Here is a 20,798-nt window from a genome sequence, read left to right as displayed (position 1 = left end):
TGGACGCCCCGCGCAAAAGTCCCGGCGAACAATGGCAAAAGACGGCTTCCCCCGCGTCGCCGCTTGGCGTGCAATGGGTAGATCGGGGCAGGCACAACTCCGTACAGGAGGGGAGCAGCCGTGACAACTGTTCGCGAGACCACGATCGAGCAGGTCAGGCGCCGCCGCACCGGGACCGTCATAGCCTCCTGGCTGTCGACCACCGACCACAAGGTCATCGGGTACCTCTACCTGATCTCCTCGTTCGGGTTCTTCCTCATCGCCGGCGTCATGGCCATGATCATCCGGGCCGAGCTCGCCGCCCCCGGCATGCAGCTCGTCAGCCAGCAGCAGTACAACCAGCTGTTCACCGTGCACGGCACGGTGATGCTGCTGCTGTTCGCCACCCCGCTGTTCGCCGGGTTCGCCAACGTCATCATGCCGCTGCAGATCGGCGCGCCCGACGTGGCCTTCCCGCGGCTGAACGCGGTGTCGTACTGGCTGTTCCTGTTCGGCGGGCTGATGGTGCTGATCGGCTTCTTCACGCCCGGCGGCGCGGCCGACTTCGGGTGGTTCGCGTACACGCCGCTGTCGTCGTCGGTGTACTCGCCGCAGGTCGGCGGCGACTTCTGGATCATGGGTCTGGCGCTGTCCGGCCTCGGGACGATCCTCGGCTCGGTCAACTTCATCACCACGATCATCGGCATGCGGGCGCCCGGCATGACGATGTTCCGCATGCCGTTGTTCACCTGGAACGTGCTGCTGACCGGCCTGCTCGTGCTGCTCGCCTTCCCCGTGCTGGCCGCCGCGCTGCTGGTGCTGGAGGCCGACCGCAAGCTCGGCACACAGGTCTTCCTCGCCGAGAACGGCGGGCCGCTGATCTGGCAGCACCTGTTCTGGTTCTTCGGCCACCCCGAGGTGTACATCATCGCGCTGCCGTTCTTCGGCATCATCACCGAGGTCATCCCGGTCTTCAGCCGCAAGCCGATCTTCGGCTACATGGGGCTGGTGGGCGCGACGATCGCGATCGCGGGCCTGTCGATGACGGTGTGGGCGCACCACATGTTCCCGACCGGGCAGGTGCTGCTGCCGTTCTTCTCCTTCATGACGTTCCTCATCGCGGTGCCGACCGGCGTGAAGTTCTTCAACTGGATCGGCACGATGTGGCGCGGCCATCTGACCTTCCAGTCACCGATGTTGTTCGCCGTGGGCTTCCTGGTGACGTTCCTGCTCGGCGGGCTGACCGGGGTCATCCTGGCCTCGCCGCCGCTCGACTTCCACATCAGCGACACCTACTTCGTCGTCGCCCACTTCCACTACGTCGTCTTCGGCACCGTCGTGTTCGCCATGTTCGCCGGGTTCTACTTCTGGTGGCCGAAGATGACCGGCCGGATGCTCGACGACCGGCTCGGCAAGGTGCACTTCTGGACGTTGTTCGTCGGCTTCCACACCACGTTCCTCGTCCAGCACTGGCTCGGCGTGGCCGGCATGCCCCGCCGCTACGCCGACTACGGCGTGGCCGACGGCTTCACCTTCCTCAACCAGCTCTCGTCGGTGGGGGCGTTCCTGCTGGGCGCCTCGACGCTGCCGTTCCTCTACAACATCTTCAAGACGGCCCGGCGTGCGCCGAAGGTCACCCTCGACGACCCGTGGGGCTACGGCAACTCGCTGGAGTGGGCGACGAGCTGTCCGCCGCCCCGGCACAACTTCACCAGCATCCCGCCCATCCGCTCGGAGCGGCCCGCCTTCGACCTGCACTACCCCCGGGTGCCGCCGGAGGAGGCCCCCGAGGCCGGCGGCGGCGAACCCCCCGAGCTGGGCCCGCGCCCCGGCGACGAGCCGAGAGCCCCGGAGGGCACGCGCTCCTGACGGGTTCGCGACCTTCCCCAAGCGCCCGGTTGGTGCTTGTGTGGAGGTGACTCCGCCCCCCGAGGGAGACCGGCGATGACTGGAACGCGAACTCCCTTCGCCCCCGAGACGGCGCCCTGCGGCAGGAAGGCCGGCGGTGAGCGCTTCATGGAGGACGACGGCTACGGCCTGCTGATCCGCGACTGGTTCTACACCTGCGGCTGCCGCCGCATCCGCCACGAGTACCACGACGGCAGCATCCACCTGTCCGCCGTCCGCCACGACGGCAAGCGCGTCAAGGACCAGGCCGAACCCGATCGGGGGAAATGAGGGACATGATCGATGTGCTGATCGTCGGAGGGGGCGGGGCGGGGTTGCGCGCGGCCGTGGCGGTGGCCGAGAGCGATCCCGCGTTGCAGGTGGCGGTCGTGTCGAAGGTGTATCCGATGCGCAGTCACACCGTCTCCGCCGAGGGCGGCGCCGCGGCGGTGATCGGCATCGGCGACACGCTCGACGAGCACTGCTACGACACGATCTCCGGCGGTGACTGGCTGTGCGACCAGGACGCGGTCGAGGCGTTCGTGGCCGAGGCGCCGCGAGAGCTGATCCAGCTGGAGCACTGGGGCTGCCCGTGGAGCCGTGAGCGCGACGGCCGGGTGGCCGTGCGGCCGTTCGGCGGGATGAAGAAGATGCGCACCTGGTACGCCGCCGACAAGACCGGCTTCCACCTGCTGCACACCCTCTTCCAGACCACCCTGAAATATCAGGACATCATCAGGTACGACGAGTGGTACGTCACCAAGCTTGTCGTCGACGACGGCCGCGTCCACGGCGTCGTGGCCGTCGAGATCAGGACCGGCCGCGTCGAGACCATCCCGGCCAGGACCGTCATCCTGGCCACCGGCGGCTGCGGCCGCGCCTTCCCCTTCACCACGAACGCCTCCATCAAGACCGGCGACGGCATGGCGCTGGCCTACCGGGAGGGGGCGCCGCTGAAGGACATGGAGTTCGTCCAGTACCACCCCACCGGCCTGCCGTTCACCGGCATCCTCATCACCGAGGCCGCCAGGGCCGAGGGCGGCTGGCTGATCAACAAGGACGGCTACCGCTACCTGCAGGACTACGACCTCGGCGCCCCCACGCCCGAGCCGACGCTGCGCAGCATGGAGCTCGGCCCCCGCGACCGGCTCTCGCAGGCGTTCGTGCACGAGCAGCGCAGGGGCCGTACCGCCGACACCCCGTACGGACCGGTCGTCTACCTGGACCTGCGCCATCTCGGCGAGGGGAAGATCGAGCACCGCATCCCGTTCGTGCGCGAGCTGTGCCGCAGCTACCAGAACCTCGACCCGGTGACCGACCTCATCCCGGTGCGTCCGGTCGTGCACTACATGATGGGCGGCGTCCACACCGACCTCGACGGCGCCACCACCGTCGCCGGGCTGTACGCGGCCGGGGAGACGGCGTGCGTCAGCATCAACGGTGCCAACCGGCTCGGCTCCAACTCGCTGGCCGAGATCCTCGTCTTCGGCCGCCGGGCCGGGATCGCCGCCGCCGAGTTCGCCCGCTCGCACCGCGAGGCCGAGCCGGCGGCCGTGCGCAGCCAGGGGGAGGACGAGCGGCGGCGGCTGACCCGCGCGCGCGAGGGCGGCGGGAACGGCGGGCGGATCGCCGACCTGCGCGAGGAGATGCAGCACACCCTCGAAGGCGCGGCCGGCATCTACCGCAGCGGCGACGTGCTGACCAAGGCCGCCGACACGCTGGCCGGGCTGCGCGAGCGCGCCCAGGAGGCCCGCGTCGACGACGGCAGCACCGCGTTCAACACCGAGCTGATCAACCTGCTGGAGCTGCACGCCATGCTGGAGGTCGCGCAGACGATCGTGGCCTGCGCGCTGAACCGGCGGGAGTCGCGCGGCGCGCACCAGCGCACCGACCACACCGCTCGCGACGACGACGCCTACCTGGCGCACTCGCTGGTGCACCGCGCGCCCGACGGCACCCCGTCGGTGGGCCTGCTGCCCGTGACGATCACCCGCTGGGCTCCGGGAGAAAGGGTCTACGGCCGTGACTGACAGCGCTGAGACGCCGACGATCCGGATGGAGGTCGCCCGGTACCGGCCAGGGGAGGACACCGAGCCGGTGTTCCAGGCGTACGACGTTCCGCTCATGGACGACTGGGCGGTGCTCGACGGGCTCACCTACATCAAGGACCGGCTCGACGGCAGCCTGTCGTTCCGCTGGTCGTGCCGGATGGGCGTGTGCGGCTCGTGCGGCATGACCGTCAACGGCGAGGCCCGGCTGACCTGCGGCACCTTCCTCACCGAGTACGGCTCCGGCCCGGTCAGGATCGAGCCGCTCAAGGGCTTCCCGGTGATCCGCGACCTGGTCGTGGACATCGACGACTTCCTGGCCAAGCTGTCGTCGGTGCGGCCCTGGCTGGTCAGGAAGGGCGAGGAGCCGCCGCTGACCGCCGAGTACGCCCAGACGCCGGAGCAGCTGGAGGCGTACAAGCAGTACAGCATGTGCATCAACTGCCTGCTGTGCTACTCGGCCTGCCCGGTCTACGTGCTCGACCCCGACTTCCTCGGCCCGGCCGCGATCGCCCTGGCCCAGCGCTACAACCTGGACTCGCGCGACATGGACGACCGGTTCGACGTGCTCAACCTGGACGACGCCGTGTGGGGGTGCACGTTCGTCGGCGAGTGCACCAAGGTCTGCCCCAAGCACGTCGACCCCGCCGAGGCCATCCAGCGCTACAAGGTGAGCGCCGCGCTGCGCTCGGTGCTGCCGTGGAGCCGGCGATGACCGAGGACGCGCGCACGGACGTCTACCGGCCGCGCCGCGACCGGCTCTGGTTCGCCCGCAGCCGCGGTTACACCGTCTTCGTGCTGCGCGAGCTGACGAGCGTCTTCGTGGCCTGGTCGATCGTCTTCACGCTGATGCTCGTCGACGCCGTGCTGGGCGGGAGCCTCGCGGAGTTCGCCGCGCTGGCCGCGCGGCCGTGGATGATCGCCCTGAACGTGGTGGCGCTGGCCGCGACGGTCTTCCACGCGGTCACGTTCCTCAACCTCGCGCCGAAGGCCACGGTCGTCCGGCTGGACGGCTGGCGGGTGCCGGCCTGGATGATCCAGGGCGGCAACCACACGGCCTGGGCGCTGGTGTCGCTGCTGATCGCCTACGTCGTGCTGAGGTCGTGATGACGCCGAGGAAACGCACGCCGGAGCCGTACCTGTGGCTGCTGTTCAGCGGCGGGGGAGTGGTGGCGGCGCTGGTGCTGCCGGTGCTCGTGCTGCTGTTCGGGGTGCTCATGCCGCTCGGCGTGGTGGACTGGCCCGCCGCGGCCCACCTGCGGGCGCTGGTCGACCACGTGCTCGTCCGGGTCGCGCTGGCGGCCGTCGTCGTGCTCTGTCTCTTTCACGCGGCTCACCGGCTCCGCTTCACCAGCGAGGAGCTGCTCGGCCTCGGCCGGTTCGACCGGCTGATCGCGGTGGTCTGTTACGGCGGCGCGCTCGCCGGCGGGATCGTCGCGGTGAGAATGATGACCGATATGTCGTAGTTTGATCACAGTTACACAACGGCCTTTACGCTGAGTTTACCTACCCTCTAACGTCCGGCATTGCACTCTTCATGGCCGATTGCCCGGAGATCCCGGGCAGAGAGGGTTCCCGGTGCCCAGCAAGAAGCGCCTGTTAGCAGCTTTCCCCGTGGTCGCCCTCCTGGGCGCCGCCTTGTCCGTGCCTCCCGCCCAGGCGGAGTCCGTCGCCCGCTACGAGCCGACGGCCGCGGACCACTACATCAACTACGCGCCCCCGAGCGTCGAGAGGGACCCGCGGGAGCCCACGCTCAACAACGCCAAGGCGCGGTCCTTGTCGCCGGCCGAGAAGTTCGACCGCAAGTTCGCCGGCGGCAACCCGGCGGCCGGCCGCATCCTCGCCGCGCGCGAGAACGAGGCCATCAGGACCGGCCGCAACCCCGCCGACTGGATCTTCAAGAAGTCGAAGCAGGTCCGTACGGCCAAGCTCCTCACGATCCTCGTCGAGTTCAACGAGCAGGCCAACGACGACTTCTCCGGCTACAACCGCCTGCGCACGGTCAGCAGCGCCCCGGACGACTGCGTCGTCGAGCCGCCTGGCACGTTCCTCAACGGCCCGCTGCACAACAACATCCCCGACCCGGCCACCCTGCCGGCCGAGGACAACAACTCCTTCTGGGTCAAGGACTTCAGCACCGAGCACTTCAACAAGATGCTCTACACCGACAAGGGCATCACCGAGCGCGTCCGTCCTGATCTGAAGGACCCGCGTGACGGCAAGCCCGGCATCGACATCTCCGGCCACACCATGAAGCGGATGTACGAGGAGATGTCGAAGGGCGCCTACTCCGTCACCGGCTCGGCGGTCGGCTGGATCAAGGTCCCGCACTCCGAGGCCTGGTACGGCGCCGCGGCCTGCGGCGGCGCGCCCCAGGACATGTCCGGCCACCCGGGCAACCCGCTCGGCGCCCAGCAGTTGCCGATCGACACCGTGAACGCCCTCGCCCAGGCCCAGCCCGACTTCCCGTGGGCCGACTACGACGTCGAGGACATCTCCGACGCCGACGGCGACGGCAACCACGCCGAGCCCGACGGCGTGATCGACCACCTCGTGCTGGTCCACGCCGGCAAGGACAAGTCGTCCGACGGCGGCGCCGAGGGCACGTACGCGATCTGGGCGCACTCCAGCGCGGTCGCCGGCGGCTACAAGATCCCTGGCAGCGACAAGAAGATCTCCAACTACATCGTGCAGCCGGAGGACTCCGGCGTCGGCGTCTTCGCCCACGAGTACGGCCACGACCTCGGCCTGCCCGACCTGTACGACACCACGGGCGCGGCCAGCTCCGCCGTGGACTTCTGGGACCTGATGTCCAGCGGCTCCCACTCCGGCCCGATCTTCCAGTCGATGCCGAGTCACATGGGCCTGTGGGACAAGTGGGTGCTCGGCTGGGCGAACCCGAAGGTGTTCGAGCCGGGCGACCGCGCCAAGGTCGTCACCGTCGGCCAGTCCTCACGCACGCCGAAGCTCACCGAGGACGGCGTCCGCGTCAACCTGGAGTCGGCGCCGGTCAAGATGATCGACGTCCACAGCGGCTCGAACGCCTGGTGGAGCAACCTCGACCAGGAATGGGGCAACCAGACGCTGACCCGGGACCTGCCCGTCCCCGCCGGTGACGATCTCAAGCTGTGGATGTGGAACAACTACGAGATCGAGCAGGACTGGGACTTCGGCTTCGTCGAGGTCTCCACCGACGGCGGCGAGACGTGGACCCAGCAGAAGGTCTACGACGAGGCCGGCAACGAGGTCAGCACGCCGGACGACTACGCCGACCCGTACAAGAACCTCGTCACCTTCGGCAACAAGAAGTACGGCCTCACCGGTGACACCGGCGGCGCATGGCGGCACGACTACGTCAACCTGACGCCGTTCGCCGGCCAGACGATCAAGCTGCGGCTGTCGTACAACACCGACGCCGCCTACCAGATGCGCGGCTGGCACGTCGACGACTTCGAGCTCACCAACGGCGGCACGGCCGTGTGGAGCGACGACGCCGAGAGCGACACCGGCTGGCTGCACATCGTCGGCACGTTCACCAACACCAGCGGCCAGGGCTGGACGCGCAACAACGGCGAGCGCGAGATCTCCCGCTTCTACCTCGCCGAGTGGCGCAACTTCGACGGCTTCGACAAGGGCCTGCAGTACGCCTACGACACCGACTACCTGCGTGACGGCGCGTGGAAGGTGCAGAAGGTGAAGTACAACGCGCCTGGCCTGCTCGTCTGGTATCGCGACTCGACGTACGTCAACAACAACATCTACGACACCATCCAGACGCAGCCGAGCATCGGTCCCAAGGGCAGCCTGCTGATCGTGGACTCCCACTACGAGCCGCTGCGCCGCACGGGCGAGGCGGCCGAGAAGGACCCGCAGCTCAACAAGAACCTGCAGGGACGCGTCCAGACCTCGAACGCCGCGTTCGGGTTCGGCAAGACGTACCCGTTCAAGGAGTGCCTGGAGGCGGCGGACGAGCCGTTCAGCCAGTACTGCACGAACTTCCCCGCGCAGAAGGGCGTGTCCACCTTCACCGACGCCAAGACGTGGTACCCGGGCATCGAGACGATCGACGGCGGTCTGTACTACCGCGACTTCGACGCCTCGGTGGTCGTGCCGTCGAAGGGCGACCAGGCGTACTCCACCCGCGTGGTGCACCAGGACGGCACCCCGGCCCCTGAGCTGTACGGCCAGACGGTCGCCGGCTCCGTGCTCGGCACCGGCAACCCCGGTGACGAGGGCAAGGCCCTGGGTGTGCAGTTCAAGCTCCTGGCCCCGCTTCCGGGCAACGTGGGCGCCCTCGTCGACGTCGTCCCTCCGCGCACCAGCACCAAGAAGTAGCACCACGGCGGGGCCTCCGTTCCCACGGACGGCCCCGCCCCCACCTCCCGGGGCGCGACCATGCCGGCCGCCCCGGGACCCGGTTGCCCCACCCGCCGCAGAAGTGCGGCCCACCAACCGCTCCTTGGCTCGGCACCTGCCGAAAAGCAGCCCGCCTCCCGGGAATTCGCGTGGCGACGCCGAGAATTCAGGCCGCGTTCAGGCCGCGTCGGGGTGTTTTCCCGCCCGTCCCGGAAGAGAGCCCGCACTCACGTTGACCTGGGAAGTCCGGGGTTGACGCCGGAGCGCGACCGTCCCTCCCCGCCTCGACAGATCTCTGCGGGGGCGTACCTTTCAACCCCAGCCCCCACACGAGCCCCCTGAGGTTGGTCGCGTTCAGCGACCAACCTCAGGCGGCACGCCAGTGCCCCTACGATGATGACCATGAGCCAACTGCGTGCCAAAGCCGAGCACACCGAGGCGATCCGGCGGGATCGCCGGGTGGCGGTGGTGGTGAACACTCGCTCGCGCCGCGGCCGTCGTCATTACTTCGAGGTGATCGAGCAGATCCACAACCTCGGGTTCGAGCCGCTGGCGGAGCTGTCGGTGTACAACCCCAAGAGGCTGCGCGACCTGCTTGACACAGCCCTGGCCACGGGGCCTGACCTGCTCATCGTGGGGGGCGGCGACGGCACGCTGTCGTCCGCCGTCCGTCATGTCGCCCATCGCGACGTCGCCTTGGGCGTGCTGCCGCTGGGCACCACCAACAACTTCGCCCGCAGCCTGGGCCTGCCGCTGGATCTGGCGGGGGCGATCAGGGTGTTCGACACCGGCAAGGTCGCCGACATCGACCTGGGCATGGCCGACGACCGGCCGTTCGCCAATCTGGCGAGCTTCGGGGTGTCGGTCGAGGTGGCGGGCAAGGTGAAGCCGTGGCTCAAGCGCATCCTGGGCCGCCCGGCCTACCCGCTCACGGCGCTGACGATCCTGCCGGGTCACCGGCCGTTCCGCGCGTACATCACGGTGGAGGGGCAGCGTCACGAATTGCTCACCCATCAGCTCAACATCGCCAACGGCCGCTTCCACGGCGGCTGGCAGGTGGCCAAGGACATCAGCATCGACAACGGCATGCTGGTGGCCTACCAGCTCGGCTCGGGCAAGAAGGTGCGGCTGCTCGGCGAGACGTTGTTGCGGGCCACCAGCGGCCGCTGGCGCAGCCTCGCGGGCGGGCCGTTCGTGGTGGGCCGGGAGATGCTGCTGGAGACCGACCCGCCGATGGCCGCCGACGTGGACGGCGAGGTGCGCCTGCGCACCCCGATCCGGCTGCGCGTGGTGCCCAACGGTGTGCGGGTCATGGTGCCCGCCTCGTTCGAGGACCGCTGACCGCTCAGGCGCCGCCGAGTCTCCGGTACGCGGCGGTGAGGGGTCCCGACAGGTCGCCGGGCGGCGGGAAGACGCGCGGCAGCAGGTCGGGTGCGGCGGCCGAGGGGCGGCGCTCCGGCCGGTGGGCGGTGGCGCCGGGGCTGTAGAAGTCGGCCAGCCGGTCGGCGAAGGGCACGTCCGCCACGGTCGGCGGGGCGCCCGCCGGCTCGTCGGCCAGCGAGCCGAGCAGCTGCTCGCGCGTACGCCCGCGCCAGGCCAGCACCAGGAACGGGTCGTCGTCGAACGACTCGGCCAGCAGGTAGAGCACGGCCGACAGGTGCTTGCACGGGAACCCCCAGTCGGGGCAGGAGCAGTCCATGTCGAGGTCGCGCGGGAACAGGTCGATCCCCATCGCCGCGAACACCTCCTCGATCTCGGGCGGCATCTCGCCCGCCAGCAGCTTGGCCCGGTGCACGGCCTGCGCCCCGATGGACTCCTCGACGGCCTCCCAGCGCTTCTCGCCGTACGCCTCGATCCTGACGACGACCTCGTACGGGTCGGGCCGCGAGCCCTGGACGGCGGCCCGCACCTCGCCGGGGGACAGGTCGATGGACAGCACCTGGCCCTGCCGGGCGTAGGAGCGTCCGCGCGAGAGCCGGCCCTTGTCGCAGACGCGCTCCAGGATGTCGATGAACCGGCGCGACCACCACGTGGAGCCGATGCTGCCGCGTCGCGTACGGGCCTTGATGCCGCCCTCGACGCGGATGGGGCCGCCGCCGTCGTACCAGGGCATGCTCACACCCCCTCGGCCGTCAGCTCGAAGACGTCGCGCAGCTCGTCGGTGGACAGGTCGGTCAGCCACTCCTCGCCGGTGCCGACGACCCGCTCGGCCAGGGCCTTCTTGCGTTCGATCATCTGGTCGACGCGTTCCTCCAGGGTGCCGGCGCAGATGAGCTTGCGCACCTGGACGTTCTTGCGCTGGCCGATCCGGAACGCGCGGTCGGTGGCCTGGTCCTCGACGGCGGGGTTCCACCAGCGGTCGACGTGGACGACGTGGTTGGCGGCCGTGAGGTTGAGCCCGACGCCGGCGGCCTTGAGCGAGAGCACGAACAGCATGGGCTCGGGGTCGTTCTGGAAGCGGTCGACCAGTCGGTCGCGGGTCTTCTTGGGCAGTCCGCCGTGCAGCCAGAGGACGGGCCGGTCGAGCCGCTGGGCGAGGTAGGGCTGCAGCATCGTCCCAAATTCGGCATATTGCGTGAAAAGTAGCGCTTTTTCGCCTTCTGCGAGGATTTCTTCCGACAGCTGCTCCAAGCGGGCCAGCTTGCCCGACCGGCCGGTCAGGCGAGAGCCGTCCTTGAGCAGGTGGGCAGGATGGTTGCAGACCTGCTTCAGCTTGGCCATGGCCGACAACACCAGGCCGCGCCGCTCGATCCCCTCACTGCTGTCGATCCTGGCCAGCATGTCGTCCACGACCGCCTGGTAGAGGGTGGCCTGCTCGGTGGTCAGCGGGCACCACTCCTTGACCTCCATCTTCTCCGGCAAGTCAGAAATAACCGATTTGTCGGTCTTGACGCGCCGGAGGATGAACGGCCCCGTCGCCCGCCTCAGCGCCTGCGCCGCCTGCTCGTCCTGCCGCGCCTCGATCGGCTCCTGGAAACGCGTCCTGAACCGCGCACGCGGCCCCAGCAGCCCCGGATTGGCGAACTCCATGATCGACCAGAGCTCGGCCAGGTGGTTCTCCACCGGCGTGCCCGTCAGCGCCAGCCTCGTGCCGGCCGGGATCGAGCGGACGGCGCGGGCCTGCAGCGTGCCGCTGTTCTTGATCGCCTGTGCCTCGTCGCAGACGACCCTGCGCCACGGGTGGGCCTTGAGCGTCTCCAGGTCACGCTGTGCGGTGCCGTACGTGGTGATCACCAGGTCGGCCGAGCCGACCCGGGCGGCGTCGCGCCCGCTGCCGTGGTGGACGTACACCCGCAGCCCCGGCGCGAACCTGGCCGCCTCCCGCTGCCAGTTGCCGACCAGCGACATGGGGCACACCAGCAGCGTCGGGGCGTCGGCGCGCTCGTGGACGAGCAACGCCAGCGTGGTGACTGTCTTGCCCAGCCCCATGTCGTCGGCCAGCACCCCGCCGAGGCCCAGCTCCGACAGGAAACTCAGCCACGCCAGCCCCCGCTCCTGGTACGGCCGAAGCGTCGCGTCCAGGCCCGGAGGCGTGCCCAGCGGGGCGAGCCGCCGCTCGGCCTGCCCGGACAGCAGGTCGCCGAGCACGCCGTCGGCGTCGACCTCCAGCAGCGGCAGCTCGTCGTCGTGGGCGATGATCTCGTGCAGCAGGTCACGCGCGGGCGCCTCGCCCGCGCGGGCCGACTCCACGGCCTTGAGCGCCGCCCTGAGCTGCCGCTCGTCCAGCTCCACCCACTGGCCGCGCACCCGGACCAGCGGCACCTTGAGCCGGGCCAGCTCGGCCAGCTCCTCCTCGCTGACGGTCTCCTCGCCGACCGCCAGGTCGACCCGGAAGTCGACCAGCTCGCGCAGCCCGAACCCCTGGCTCACCGCCGCGGACTGCGTCTTGGCGCGGGTGGTGAGCTTCAGCCCGAGCCGCGTGCGGCCGGCCCAGCGCGGCAGCTGCACCCCGAACCCGGCCGCCTGCAGCAGCGGCGCCGCCTGCAGCAGGAACGCGAACGCGCCGGCCGTGTCCAGCGCGAGCTCGCACGGCCGGGGCACGCGCAGGGCCCGGTCGAGCTCCGGATACAGCCGCACCGCCCGCCCCAGCCCGGCCAGCAGGTCGCGCTCCGGCCTGCCCGGCAGGCCCGTCGCGGCCTCGCCGCTCCAGACGGCGGCGGCCGGGACGTACAGGCTGGGGTCGTCGGCGGCCTGCAACGCCAGCTCCACCCGCCAGCCGGTGGCCTCGGAGGGTGCGGGGGTCTGGGAGGGGTCGGGGGTCTCGGAGGGTTCGGTCAGGCGGAAGCACACCCGTGTGGCGCCCTCGGCGGCGGCCACCGCGTCCCGCCACGCCTCCAGCTCGCGGCGCAGCGCGGGGACGTCGGGGCAGACAGGGGAGTCGCCGGTCAGCGCGGCCAGCCACCGCCCGGCTGGGGTCTCGGGCCGTTCGGTGAGAGGTTCGGTGAGCGTACGGCGGACGAGGGCGTCGGTGAACGCCTCCAGCGCCGCGCCGAGGACCTGCGCCGACGGGCGTTCGGCACGCCAGGCCCGGCAGACCGGCGGCATGGCGAGGGCCAGCTCCCGGAAGTACGCGGCGTCGGCCCCGGTGAGCACGGGCCGCCACACCGCCCGCCCCATCGCGTCGGCGGCGGGCGCCAGCTGCGGGATGACGCGGCCCCGGCGTACCAGATCATGGGCGAAGGCGGTGACGGCGGCCCAGTGGCGCATCGTCGCGGTGGCGGAGTGCTCCGCCGGGAGGGGCAGCGCCCGCGCGGCCGGCGGGACGACGGCGGGCACCCGCCACGTCCGCAGCCTCGGCCGGACGGTCTCCGTCTGCCGCCCGCTCTCCGGCGAGGGCAGCGGCTCCCGCACCGACCCGGGCAACAACAGCTCCAGCTCGTACGGCGGCGCGTCGTCCAGCCCGAGCACCGCGGCCACCTCGGCCGCGCCGGCCGCGAACGGATGGGCCCGCACCTCCCCGGACCTGCCCCCGGCGGCCCGGTGAGCGGACGTGGTCTCGGCCCAGAAGGCGAGCCCGTCGTCCGTCCAAACCCCGTGTACCAGCACGTCGGCAGGCTACCCCGGCCGCCGGTAGATCAAGTCCTTAATGAGCCGCCCTGGAACGGGTAGGGTAAAAGGTATGAACCCTCCCGGATCGTGGTGTGAGCGGCCCAAGCCGCAGGCTCCCTCGTGCGAGCTGCCCTCACCGTGGAGCAAGCCCGAGCGGCCCGCCGGCTGGTGCGAGGTCGAGAAGGACCCGGTGCTGTCCCTCCTCGGGAAGCTGATCAAGGCCGCCAAGCGCTGACCTGGTGATAGAAGACCTGTCGCGTGGGTAGTCGCCTTCCCCAGTGGAGGAGGCGAGCAGTCGTGAACGACACCCACAAGCTGGTCACTGATCTTTCCGAGCAGGTCTCCCGCCTCGTGAGGGACGAGCTTCGCCTGGCCAGGATGGAGCTCACGCAGAAGGGCAAGCGTGCGGGCTTCGGCGCGGGGCTGTTCGGCGCGGCCGGAATGGCCGCCTTCTTCGGCGGCGCCGCCCTCGTGGCCGCCGTCATCATGCTGCTCGCGCTCGTCATGCCCGGGTGGCTGGCCGCCGCCATCGTCGCGGTCGTGCTGTTCATCGCCGCCGCGGTGCTCGGGCTGACGGGCAGGAGTCAGGTGAAACGGGTCGGCCCGCCGGTCCCGTCGGAGACCATCGCGAGTGTCAAGGCCGACATCGACCTGGTCAAGGAGAAGGCGCGGCGGTGACGCCCTCCCTCAGGAGCCGGTATGTCCTGCGTTTGCGCGGGGCTGACTTTCTCTCCGGCTTGAGGGCAGAGGCTTCTTCGGAGGTATTCGATGAGTGAGACCGATCCCGGATACAGCGATCAGCACGCCGGCAACGTCGGCGCCCACCGGGCGACCGTGGGCACGCCGACCGAGCGTGAGTCGATCAACGTTCCCCCGACCCGGGCGGGCGCGGCGGAGAACGCGCGGCGGGCGGAGGCCGCCCGCGAGGAACACGAGACCTTCGTCCCCGAGGCCCCCGTCCAGGACGAACGTACGGAGGCCGTGGAGAACCTGCGTCCCGAGGAGGAGTCCCTGCGGGGAACCCGTACGGGCGGCCGGACGCGCGACAACCAGGCGGGGAACCGTACGGGCACCAGGAGGGAGAGCAGGAAGAGCAGGCGGCGAGGCGAACGCGGGGAAGACGACGACGAAGGGGGCGACGTGCGTAGAGACATCGAGGAGACCAGGAGAGAGCTGGGGGAGACCGTCAGCGCCCTGGCCGCCAAGACCGACGTGAAGGCCCGGGCGGGGCACGCGGCAGAGGTGGCCAGGAGCAGGGCCGCCGGCGCGGCGGAGACCGTCAAGGGCAAGGCGTCGCAGGTGGCGGGCAAGGTGCGCGGGACCGCCCCGGAGCAGGTCAAGGGTGTCACGGGGAAGGCCAGGAAACGTCCCATGCTGCTCGTCATGGCGGCGGGCGCGGTGACCGCGCTGGTGGTGCGCCGCATGATGCAGGGCCGCCAGACCGGGCCGCGGGTGACGTTCCGCCCCATGACCCGGCCCATGACCCGGCCGATGATGCGGCCCACGTCGAGGCGGAGCCCCATGCCGGCCTGGCGCTTCCCGTCGAAGCGCCGCACAGCGGCGTGGCGCAGCAAGACGGGCAAGGGCCCGATGGCCGCGCTGGGTCACAAGACGGGTAAGGGCCCGATGGGCGCGTTCGGTTCCAAGAACGGTCCCATGGCCGCGATGGGGCGGCGCCCCATGGTGACGTGGCAGCGCACGATGACGACGCGGCCCAAGATCGTGCTGCATCCCACCATGGCCGACCGGCTCATGGCGGCGTGGCGCTCCAGCAGGGGACAACGTCCGATGGTGACGTGGCAGCCCACGATGGCCAGGCGGCCGAAGATCGTCTGGCGGCCCACCATGCGCGACCGGCTCATGCGCACGATGACGAGCAGGCGGCCCACGATGGGCAAGGCCCGGATGTCCGCCGGACAGCGGCTGGTCATGCGAGGCCACTGACTCGGCAGGCAGGACAGTGCCGGGGCGTCCCCGCCGGGGGCGCCCGGGTAGCCTGCCGGGGTGATGCGTCGAACGGCCGCCGACCTGCTGGTGGCGGGGCTGATGACCGGGCTGATGACCGGGCTGATGACCGGGCTGATGACCGGGCTGGTGGCGGGGTGCGGCGCCGGGTCCGCGGTGAGCGACTTCGGCACGGTGGTCAGGGGCGGCGCGGGCACGACGGCGAAGGCCGAGCTGCGGCCCGGGCAGCGGTTCACGCTGGCCGTGCCGGCCGACCCGGCGCCGGGCGACGACTGGGAGCTGGTGGCCGTGCCCGACACGAAGGTGGCCTCGTTCATCAGCGAGGAGCAGCAGGGCGGCACGACGTACTTCGTCTTCAACGCCAAGCGGCCGGGCACGACCGAGATCCGGCTGCGCGCGGCGGCCCCCGCCACGGGCGAGGCGGTCTTCGACGTCACCGTGCGGCAACCGGCCCGTACCGCCGGGTGAGGGCCGCCCGGGCGGGCTAGGCTGCGGTAGTGGACTTCATCCGGGTACGCGCCTCGGCCGACGGCACCGAGACGATCTCCTACTGGACCGGCGACGTCTACGGCTGGCAGGACGACGGCGGCCCCCACCACCTGTTCGGGTTCGAGGGCCTCAACGTCGCCAGGGCGGTCGAGACCGACGCCGGCTGGCAGCTGCTGACCAGGGAGGCCGCGCTCTACCTCGACCCGGCCACCCGCGAGGTCGCCGACACGTGGGACAACCCGTTCACCGGCCGCCGGGTCGAGGTGCAGCACGTCTTCAACGACCCGGTCAACCAGCGGCTGGGCGCCCATCCGGTGCCCGTCACCCGCCTGGGGGACCGGGTCGTCTTCAACGTGGACGTCCGGCTCGCCTACCCCTCGCCGCTGAAGGTCGCCGACCATCCCGACCACTCCGCCGGCGACACCTACCGGGCGATGGAGCTGTTCCAGTTCTTCGCCGAGGCGAAGGATCTCGACGCGGGCCTGCCCGACGTGCCGAGCGTGTTCTCGTGGTGCCGGGTGTCGCCGTGGCTGCCGTGGATGGCGATGGGACAGCGTGGCGGCGCGCTGGTCTACCACTGCCGCGGCGCCAAGGTCGCCGAAGTGCCCGCCCGCCTGCGCGAGCGGGCCGGCGAGCGCTTCCTGCACGCGCCGGACGCCTGGTCGGCGCCCAACATGACGAGCTGGACGGCCTTCGCGGCCCGGCACGCGGCGCAGGCCGGCCGGTGAGCCCCGACCTGTTCTGCGAGATCGTCGCGGGCGAGCGGCCCGCCCACGTGGTCGGCTCCGATGACGTCGCCGTCTCCTTCCTCGACGCGCGGCCGGTCTTCAAGGGCCACGTGCTCGTCGTGCCGCGCGCCCACGTCGAGACGTTGTCCGACCTCGCCGACGTGGGGCCGTTCTTCGAACGGGTGCGTGCCATGGCCAGGGCCGTCGAGGAAGGGCTGCGGGCCGGCGGCACGTTCGTCGCGATGAACAACCGGGTCAGCCAGAGCGTGCCCCACCTGCACGTCCACGTGGTGCCGCGCACGAAGAAGGACGGCCTGCGCGGCTTCTTCTGGCCCCGCACCAAATACGACTCCGACGAGGAGGCCGCCTCGTACGCCGCCCTCATCGCCGAGGCGCTGGGCTAAGCTCCCCCGCGTGGAGTACCTCGTCGGATCCGCCGTCGTCGCGGTGGTGGTCGGCGTCCCCTCGATCGTGTTGTGGCGGGTCATGCGCGGCCGGCGCGAGCTGGGCACGAGCCCGGCCGAGCGGGCCACGTTCGAGACCCTGCACACCGCCTCCCTGGCCGGGCCGCCGCTGCGCGCCGGGCTGACCGCCGACGGCGCCGAGCGCGCCTCCCGACACCTGCGCGCGCTGCTCGGCTCGGCCGCCGTCGCCATCACCGACCGCGAACGGCTGCTCGTCTACGACGGCGCCGGCGACCACCACGCCGGGCAGGCGTTCGAGCACGCGGCGGCCACCCTGGAAGACGGCCGCACCCAGGTGCTCACCATCGAGTGCGAGCTGCTCGAATGCCCGATCCGGCAGGTCGTCGTGGTGCCGCTGACCACCGACGACCGCGTGGTCGGCGCGCTGGCCGCCTACGGGCAGAGCGCCTCGGCCGGGCTGGTCAGGGCCGCCCAGGAGGTGGCCGGGTGGGTCGACTCGCAGCTGGAGCTGGCCGAGCTCGACCGCTCCCGCACGCTGCTCATGGAGGCCGAGGTGCGGGCCCTGCGAGCGCAGATCTCCCCCCACTTCATCTACAACTCGCTGACCACGATCGCGTCGTTCGTCCGCACCGACCCCGAGCGGGCCAGGGAGCTGCTGCTGGAGTTCGCCGACTTCACCCGCTACTCCTTCCGGCGGCACGGCGAGTTCACCACGCTGGCCGAGGAGCTGCGCTCGATCGACCGCTACCTCATCCTGGAGCGCGCCAGGTTCGGCGACCAGCTCCAGGTCACACTGCGCATCGCGCCGGAGGTGCTGCCGGTGGCGGTGCCGTTCCTGTGCCTGCAGCCGCTGGTCGAGAACGCCGTCCGGCACGGCCTGGAGAGCAAGAACGGCGTCGGCCGCATCACGATCATCGCCGAGGACGCCGGTGCCGAGTGCCGCATCAGCGTCGAGGACGACGGGCTCGGCATGGACCCGGAGCGGCTGCGCCGCATCCTCGCAGGTGAGATCGCCTCCTCGGGCGGCGTCGGCCTGGCCAACGTGGACGAGCGGCTGCGCCAGGTGTACGGCGACGAGTACGGCCTGGTCGTCGAGACGGCCGCCGGCGCGGGCACCAAGGTCAACGTGAGGTTGCCGAAATATCACCCGGGAGTCTCCGCCCGTTGACCCCGATCTTCGTTGTCGGTTTCATCACTGTCTATGGCACTACTCCGGGTCCTCGCGGTCGACGACGAGCTACCCGCCCTCGAAGACCTGTCGTATCTGCTGCGCGCCGACCCGCGCATCGGGGAGGTGAGCACGGCCCGCGACGGCGCGTCGGCGCTGCGGCTGCTCGACCGGGCCATCGCCGACGGCCGTCCGATCGACGCGGTGTTCCTCGACATCAGGATGCGCGGGCTCGACGGGGTGGTGCTCGGGCGGCTGCTGTCCCGCTTCGCGAACCCGCCCCGGGTGGTGTTCGTCACCGCGTACGAGGAGCACGCGGTGGACGCGTTCGAGATCAAGGCCGAGGACTACCTGCTCAAGCCCGTACGGCCGGAGCGGCTGGCCGAGGCGATCCGGCGGGTGGCGCTGTCGGCCGACGTGCCGGCCGACAGCGGCGAGAGCGACACGATCCCGGTCGAGCTGGGCGGGGTGACCCGGTTCGTGTCCAGCGCCGACGTCGTCTACGTCGAGGCGCAGGGCGACTACGCCCGCCTGCACACGGCCTCCGGCAGCCACCTGGTCCGCATCCCGCTGGCCACCTTGGAGGAACGGTGGGCCTCGGCCGGCTTCGTCCGTGTGCACCGCAGCCATCTGGTGGCCGTCAAACACATCGAAGAGCTGCACATCGACTCCGGCAAGTGCACGGTACGGGTGGGCGACACCGAGATCCCGGTCAGCCGCCGCCACACCCGCGAGCTGCGTGACCTGCTGGTCCGACGCGCCAGGAAGGGCAGGCCGGAATGAGCCACCCGAAGGGCGGGCGGTCATGAGCCCCGAGTCACGGCCGGTGCGCAGGCCGTCGCCGCGGGCCGACACTCCCCGCCGCGTCACCGTGACCAGCCCCCGCACGGCCGCCGCCCGGCGCCCCCGCTACCCGGCCACCCGCGAGATCGACGAGCAGACCCGGGTCGGCGAGATCTACATGCGTTCGCTGCTGCGCACCCAGTTCCGGCTGGCGTTGTTCGTCTGCACGGTGCTGGCGTGCGTGGTCGGCGGGCTGCCGCTGCTCTTCCTGCTCATCCCGGAGCTGCGCGAGGCCCACCTGCTGGGCGTGCCGGTGCCGTGGGCGGTGCTGGCCGGGCTCATCTACCCCGGCTTCGTCCTGGGGGCCTGGCTCTACGTCCGCCAGGCCGAACGCAACGAACGCCACTTCGCCGAGCTGGTCGAGCGCCGATGAGCCTCACCGCCGTGCTGGTCGTGGTGGTGGCGGCCGTGCTCATCGGCGCGTTCGGCATCCGGTTCTCCCGGACGACGTCCGACTTCTACGTCGCCTCCCGTACGGTCAGCCCGCTCTGGAACGCCTCCGCCATCGGCGGCGAGTACCTGTCGGCGGCGTCGTTCCTCGGCGTCGCCGGGCTCATCCTGTCCTTCGGCGTCGACATGCTCTGGCTGCCGGTCGGCTGGACCGGCGGCTACCTGGTGCTGCTGGTGCTGGTGTCGGCGCCGCTGCGCCGCTCGGGGGCGTACACGCTGCCGGACTTCGCCGAGGCCCGGCTGGAGTCGATGACCGTGCGCCGCACCGCGAGCGTGCTGGTCGTGCTGATCGGCTGGCTGTACCTCATGCCGCAGTTCCAGAGCGCGGGCCTGGTGCTGCGGACCATCACCGGCGCGCCCGTGTGGGCGGGCGGGCTGCTCGTCGCGGTCGTCGTCGCGGTGAACGTGCTGTCGGGCGGCATGCGGTCGATCACGTTCGTGCAGGCCTTCCAGTACTGGCTGAAGCTGACCGCGCTGGCCGTGCCCCTGGTGTTCCTGCTGATGGCCTGGCACGCCGACGGCGCGCCCGCGCTGAACGCGCAGGACGCCGCGAGCTGGCAGGTGCCGCTGACCGGCGGCAGGGAGTACGCGCTGTACTCGACGTACTCGCTGATCCTGGCCACGTTCCTGGGCACGATGGGGCTGCCGCACGTGCTCGTGCGCTTCTACACCAACCCCGACGGGCAGGCCGCGCGCCGCACGACGCTGGTGGTGCTGTCACTGCTCGGCGCGTTCTACCTGCTGCCCGCCGTGTACGGCTGGCTCGGCCGGCTGTACACGCCCGACCTGGTGCGCACCGACACGGTCGTGCTGACGCTGCCCTCCCGCATGATCGACGGCACGCTGGGCGACCTGCTGACGGCCCTGGTGACCGCCGGGGCGTTCGCGGCGTTCCTGTCCACGTCCTCGGGGCTGACCGTGTCGGTGGCCGGGGTGATCGCGCAGGACCTGCTCAAGGGCGGGGTGCGCTCGTTCAGGATCGCCACGCTGATGGCGGTGGCGGTGCCGCTGGCGCTGGCGCTGTGGGCGCGGGAGCTGCCGGTGGCCGACGTGGTGGGGCTGGCGTTCGCGGTGGCGGCCTCGTCGTTCTGCCCGCTGCTGGTGCTGGGCATCTGGTGGCGGCGGCTGTCCACGACCGGGGCCCTGGCCGGGCTGCTCGTGGGCGGCGGCCTGGCCTGCGCGGCCGTGCTCGTCACGATCACCGGCGGGCCGCACGGGGGGCTGACGGGCGCGCTGCTGGCCCAGCCGGCGGCCTGGACGGTGCCGATCGCGTTCACCGTGATGGTGGCGGTGTCGTTCCTGACGCCGGACCGGGTGCCGCACGGCGTGGCCAGGACCATGGTCCGGCTGCACACCCCGGAGAACCTCGACCTCGACCGCGGCGACTGGCGTCCCCGCTCGTCGTGACGCC

General features: G+C 71.0%; 20 protein-coding genes. 18 read left to right on the top strand and 2 right to left on the bottom strand.

Going from position 1 to position 20,798, the window contains the following annotated elements:
* Nucleotides 1–120: 120 nt before the first annotated feature.
* The 8 genes from ctaD to ACIBP6_RS25645 all read left to right on the top strand — a co-directional run bounded on the left by ctaD (nucleotide 121) and on the right by ACIBP6_RS25645 (nucleotide 9,611).
* Complete coding sequence (ctaD, locus tag ACIBP6_RS25680) at nucleotides 121–1,848, top strand: aa3-type cytochrome oxidase subunit I (protein WP_397056027.1); 1,728 nt, start codon at nucleotides 121–123, stop codon at nucleotides 1,846–1,848.
* Nucleotides 1,849–1,923: 75 nt separating this feature from the next.
* Nucleotides 1,924–2,157 carry a hypothetical protein gene (locus ACIBP6_RS25675; RefSeq protein WP_132615735.1) on the top strand — a complete coding sequence of 78 codons (234 nt, stop codon included), beginning with the start codon at nucleotides 1,924–1,926 and terminating at the stop codon, nucleotides 2,155–2,157.
* A gap of 5 nt (nucleotides 2,158–2,162) precedes the next feature.
* Nucleotides 2,163–3,896: a fumarate reductase (quinol) flavoprotein subunit gene (gene frdA / locus ACIBP6_RS25670; protein WP_397056025.1), complete on the top strand. Its 1,734-nt coding sequence runs from the start codon at nucleotides 2,163–2,165 to the stop codon at nucleotides 3,894–3,896.
* Nucleotides 3,889–4,629 (top strand): succinate dehydrogenase iron-sulfur subunit, encoded by a 741-nt coding sequence (sdhB, locus tag ACIBP6_RS25665; RefSeq protein ID WP_397056024.1) that lies wholly within the window; start codon nucleotides 3,889–3,891, stop codon nucleotides 4,627–4,629. The genes frdA and sdhB overlap by 8 nt, the downstream gene beginning before the upstream one ends.
* Nucleotides 4,626–5,021 carry a hypothetical protein gene (locus ACIBP6_RS25660; protein ID WP_397056022.1) on the top strand — a complete coding sequence of 132 codons (396 nt, stop codon included), beginning with the start codon at nucleotides 4,626–4,628 and terminating at the stop codon, nucleotides 5,019–5,021. The genes sdhB and ACIBP6_RS25660 overlap by 4 nt, the downstream gene beginning before the upstream one ends.
* Nucleotides 5,021–5,380, top strand: a complete 360-nt coding sequence (frdD, locus tag ACIBP6_RS25655) for a fumarate reductase subunit FrdD (RefSeq protein ID WP_397056020.1) — start codon at nucleotides 5,021–5,023, stop codon at nucleotides 5,378–5,380. The genes ACIBP6_RS25660 and frdD overlap by 1 nt, the downstream gene beginning before the upstream one ends.
* A gap of 112 nt (nucleotides 5,381–5,492) precedes the next feature.
* Complete coding sequence (locus ACIBP6_RS25650; RefSeq protein WP_397056018.1) at nucleotides 5,493–8,249, top strand: immune inhibitor A domain-containing protein; 2,757 nt, start codon at nucleotides 5,493–5,495, stop codon at nucleotides 8,247–8,249.
* A gap of 423 nt (nucleotides 8,250–8,672) precedes the next feature.
* Nucleotides 8,673–9,611, top strand: a complete 939-nt coding sequence (locus ACIBP6_RS25645; protein ID WP_132615740.1) for a diacylglycerol/lipid kinase family protein — start codon at nucleotides 8,673–8,675, stop codon at nucleotides 9,609–9,611.
* A 4-nt stretch (nucleotides 9,612–9,615) separates the two neighbouring features.
* Here the strand turns inward: ACIBP6_RS25645 and ACIBP6_RS25640 are convergent, their stop codons facing one another.
* Nucleotides 9,616–10,383 carry an SWIM zinc finger family protein gene (locus tag ACIBP6_RS25640; protein ID WP_397056016.1) on the bottom strand — a complete coding sequence of 256 codons (768 nt, stop codon included), beginning with the start codon at nucleotides 10,381–10,383 and terminating at the stop codon, nucleotides 9,616–9,618.
* A 2-nt stretch (nucleotides 10,384–10,385) separates the two neighbouring features.
* A complete protein-coding gene (locus ACIBP6_RS25635; protein WP_397056014.1) occupies nucleotides 10,386–13,316 on the bottom strand; it encodes an SNF2-related protein in 2,931 nt (976 codons plus the stop codon).
* Nucleotides 13,317–13,389: 73 nt separating this feature from the next.
* Between ACIBP6_RS25635 and ACIBP6_RS25630 the strand changes: the two genes are divergently transcribed.
* From ACIBP6_RS25630 to ACIBP6_RS25585, 10 genes are all read left to right on the top strand, one after another.
* Nucleotides 13,390–13,554, top strand: a complete 165-nt coding sequence (locus ACIBP6_RS25630) for a hypothetical protein (RefSeq protein WP_397056012.1) — start codon at nucleotides 13,390–13,392, stop codon at nucleotides 13,552–13,554.
* A 62-nt stretch (nucleotides 13,555–13,616) separates the two neighbouring features.
* Entirely contained in the window at nucleotides 13,617–13,997 is a 381-nt protein-coding gene (locus tag ACIBP6_RS25625) for a phage holin family protein (protein WP_397056010.1), read from the top strand.
* A gap of 90 nt (nucleotides 13,998–14,087) precedes the next feature.
* Entirely contained in the window at nucleotides 14,088–15,263 is a 1,176-nt protein-coding gene (locus ACIBP6_RS25620; protein ID WP_397056008.1) for a DUF3618 domain-containing protein, read from the top strand.
* 63 nt (nucleotides 15,264–15,326) lie between these two features.
* A complete protein-coding gene (locus tag ACIBP6_RS25615) occupies nucleotides 15,327–15,752 on the top strand; it encodes a hypothetical protein (protein WP_397057077.1) in 426 nt (141 codons plus the stop codon).
* Between the two features lie 29 nt (nucleotides 15,753–15,781).
* Nucleotides 15,782–16,501 (top strand): DUF1838 family protein, encoded by a 720-nt coding sequence (locus ACIBP6_RS25610; RefSeq protein WP_397056006.1) that lies wholly within the window; start codon nucleotides 15,782–15,784, stop codon nucleotides 16,499–16,501.
* Nucleotides 16,498–16,905 carry an HIT family protein gene (locus tag ACIBP6_RS25605; protein ID WP_397056004.1) on the top strand — a complete coding sequence of 136 codons (408 nt, stop codon included), beginning with the start codon at nucleotides 16,498–16,500 and terminating at the stop codon, nucleotides 16,903–16,905. The genes ACIBP6_RS25610 and ACIBP6_RS25605 overlap by 4 nt, the downstream gene beginning before the upstream one ends.
* A gap of 10 nt (nucleotides 16,906–16,915) precedes the next feature.
* Nucleotides 16,916–18,094 carry a sensor histidine kinase gene (locus ACIBP6_RS25600; protein ID WP_132615747.1) on the top strand — a complete coding sequence of 393 codons (1,179 nt, stop codon included), beginning with the start codon at nucleotides 16,916–16,918 and terminating at the stop codon, nucleotides 18,092–18,094.
* Between the two features lie 33 nt (nucleotides 18,095–18,127).
* Entirely contained in the window at nucleotides 18,128–18,877 is a 750-nt protein-coding gene (locus ACIBP6_RS25595; protein WP_132615748.1) for a LytR/AlgR family response regulator transcription factor, read from the top strand.
* A gap of 22 nt (nucleotides 18,878–18,899) precedes the next feature.
* The gene (locus ACIBP6_RS25590) at nucleotides 18,900–19,310 is read left to right on the top strand and encodes a hypothetical protein (RefSeq protein ID WP_132615749.1); all 411 of its coding nucleotides are present in this window, start codon (nucleotides 18,900–18,902) and stop codon (nucleotides 19,308–19,310) included.
* Nucleotides 19,307–20,794: a cation acetate symporter gene (locus ACIBP6_RS25585; RefSeq protein ID WP_397056001.1), complete on the top strand. Its 1,488-nt coding sequence runs from the start codon at nucleotides 19,307–19,309 to the stop codon at nucleotides 20,792–20,794. The genes ACIBP6_RS25590 and ACIBP6_RS25585 overlap by 4 nt, the downstream gene beginning before the upstream one ends.
* The last annotated feature ends 4 nt before the right edge of the window (nucleotides 20,795–20,798 follow it).

The organism is Nonomuraea terrae, assembly GCF_044465245.1.
GTDB lineage: Bacteria > Actinomycetota > Actinomycetes > Streptosporangiales > Streptosporangiaceae > Nonomuraea > Nonomuraea terrae.
The sequence above is the reverse complement of the archived record's forward strand: the minus strand, read 5'-3'. Positions and strand labels throughout refer to the sequence as shown.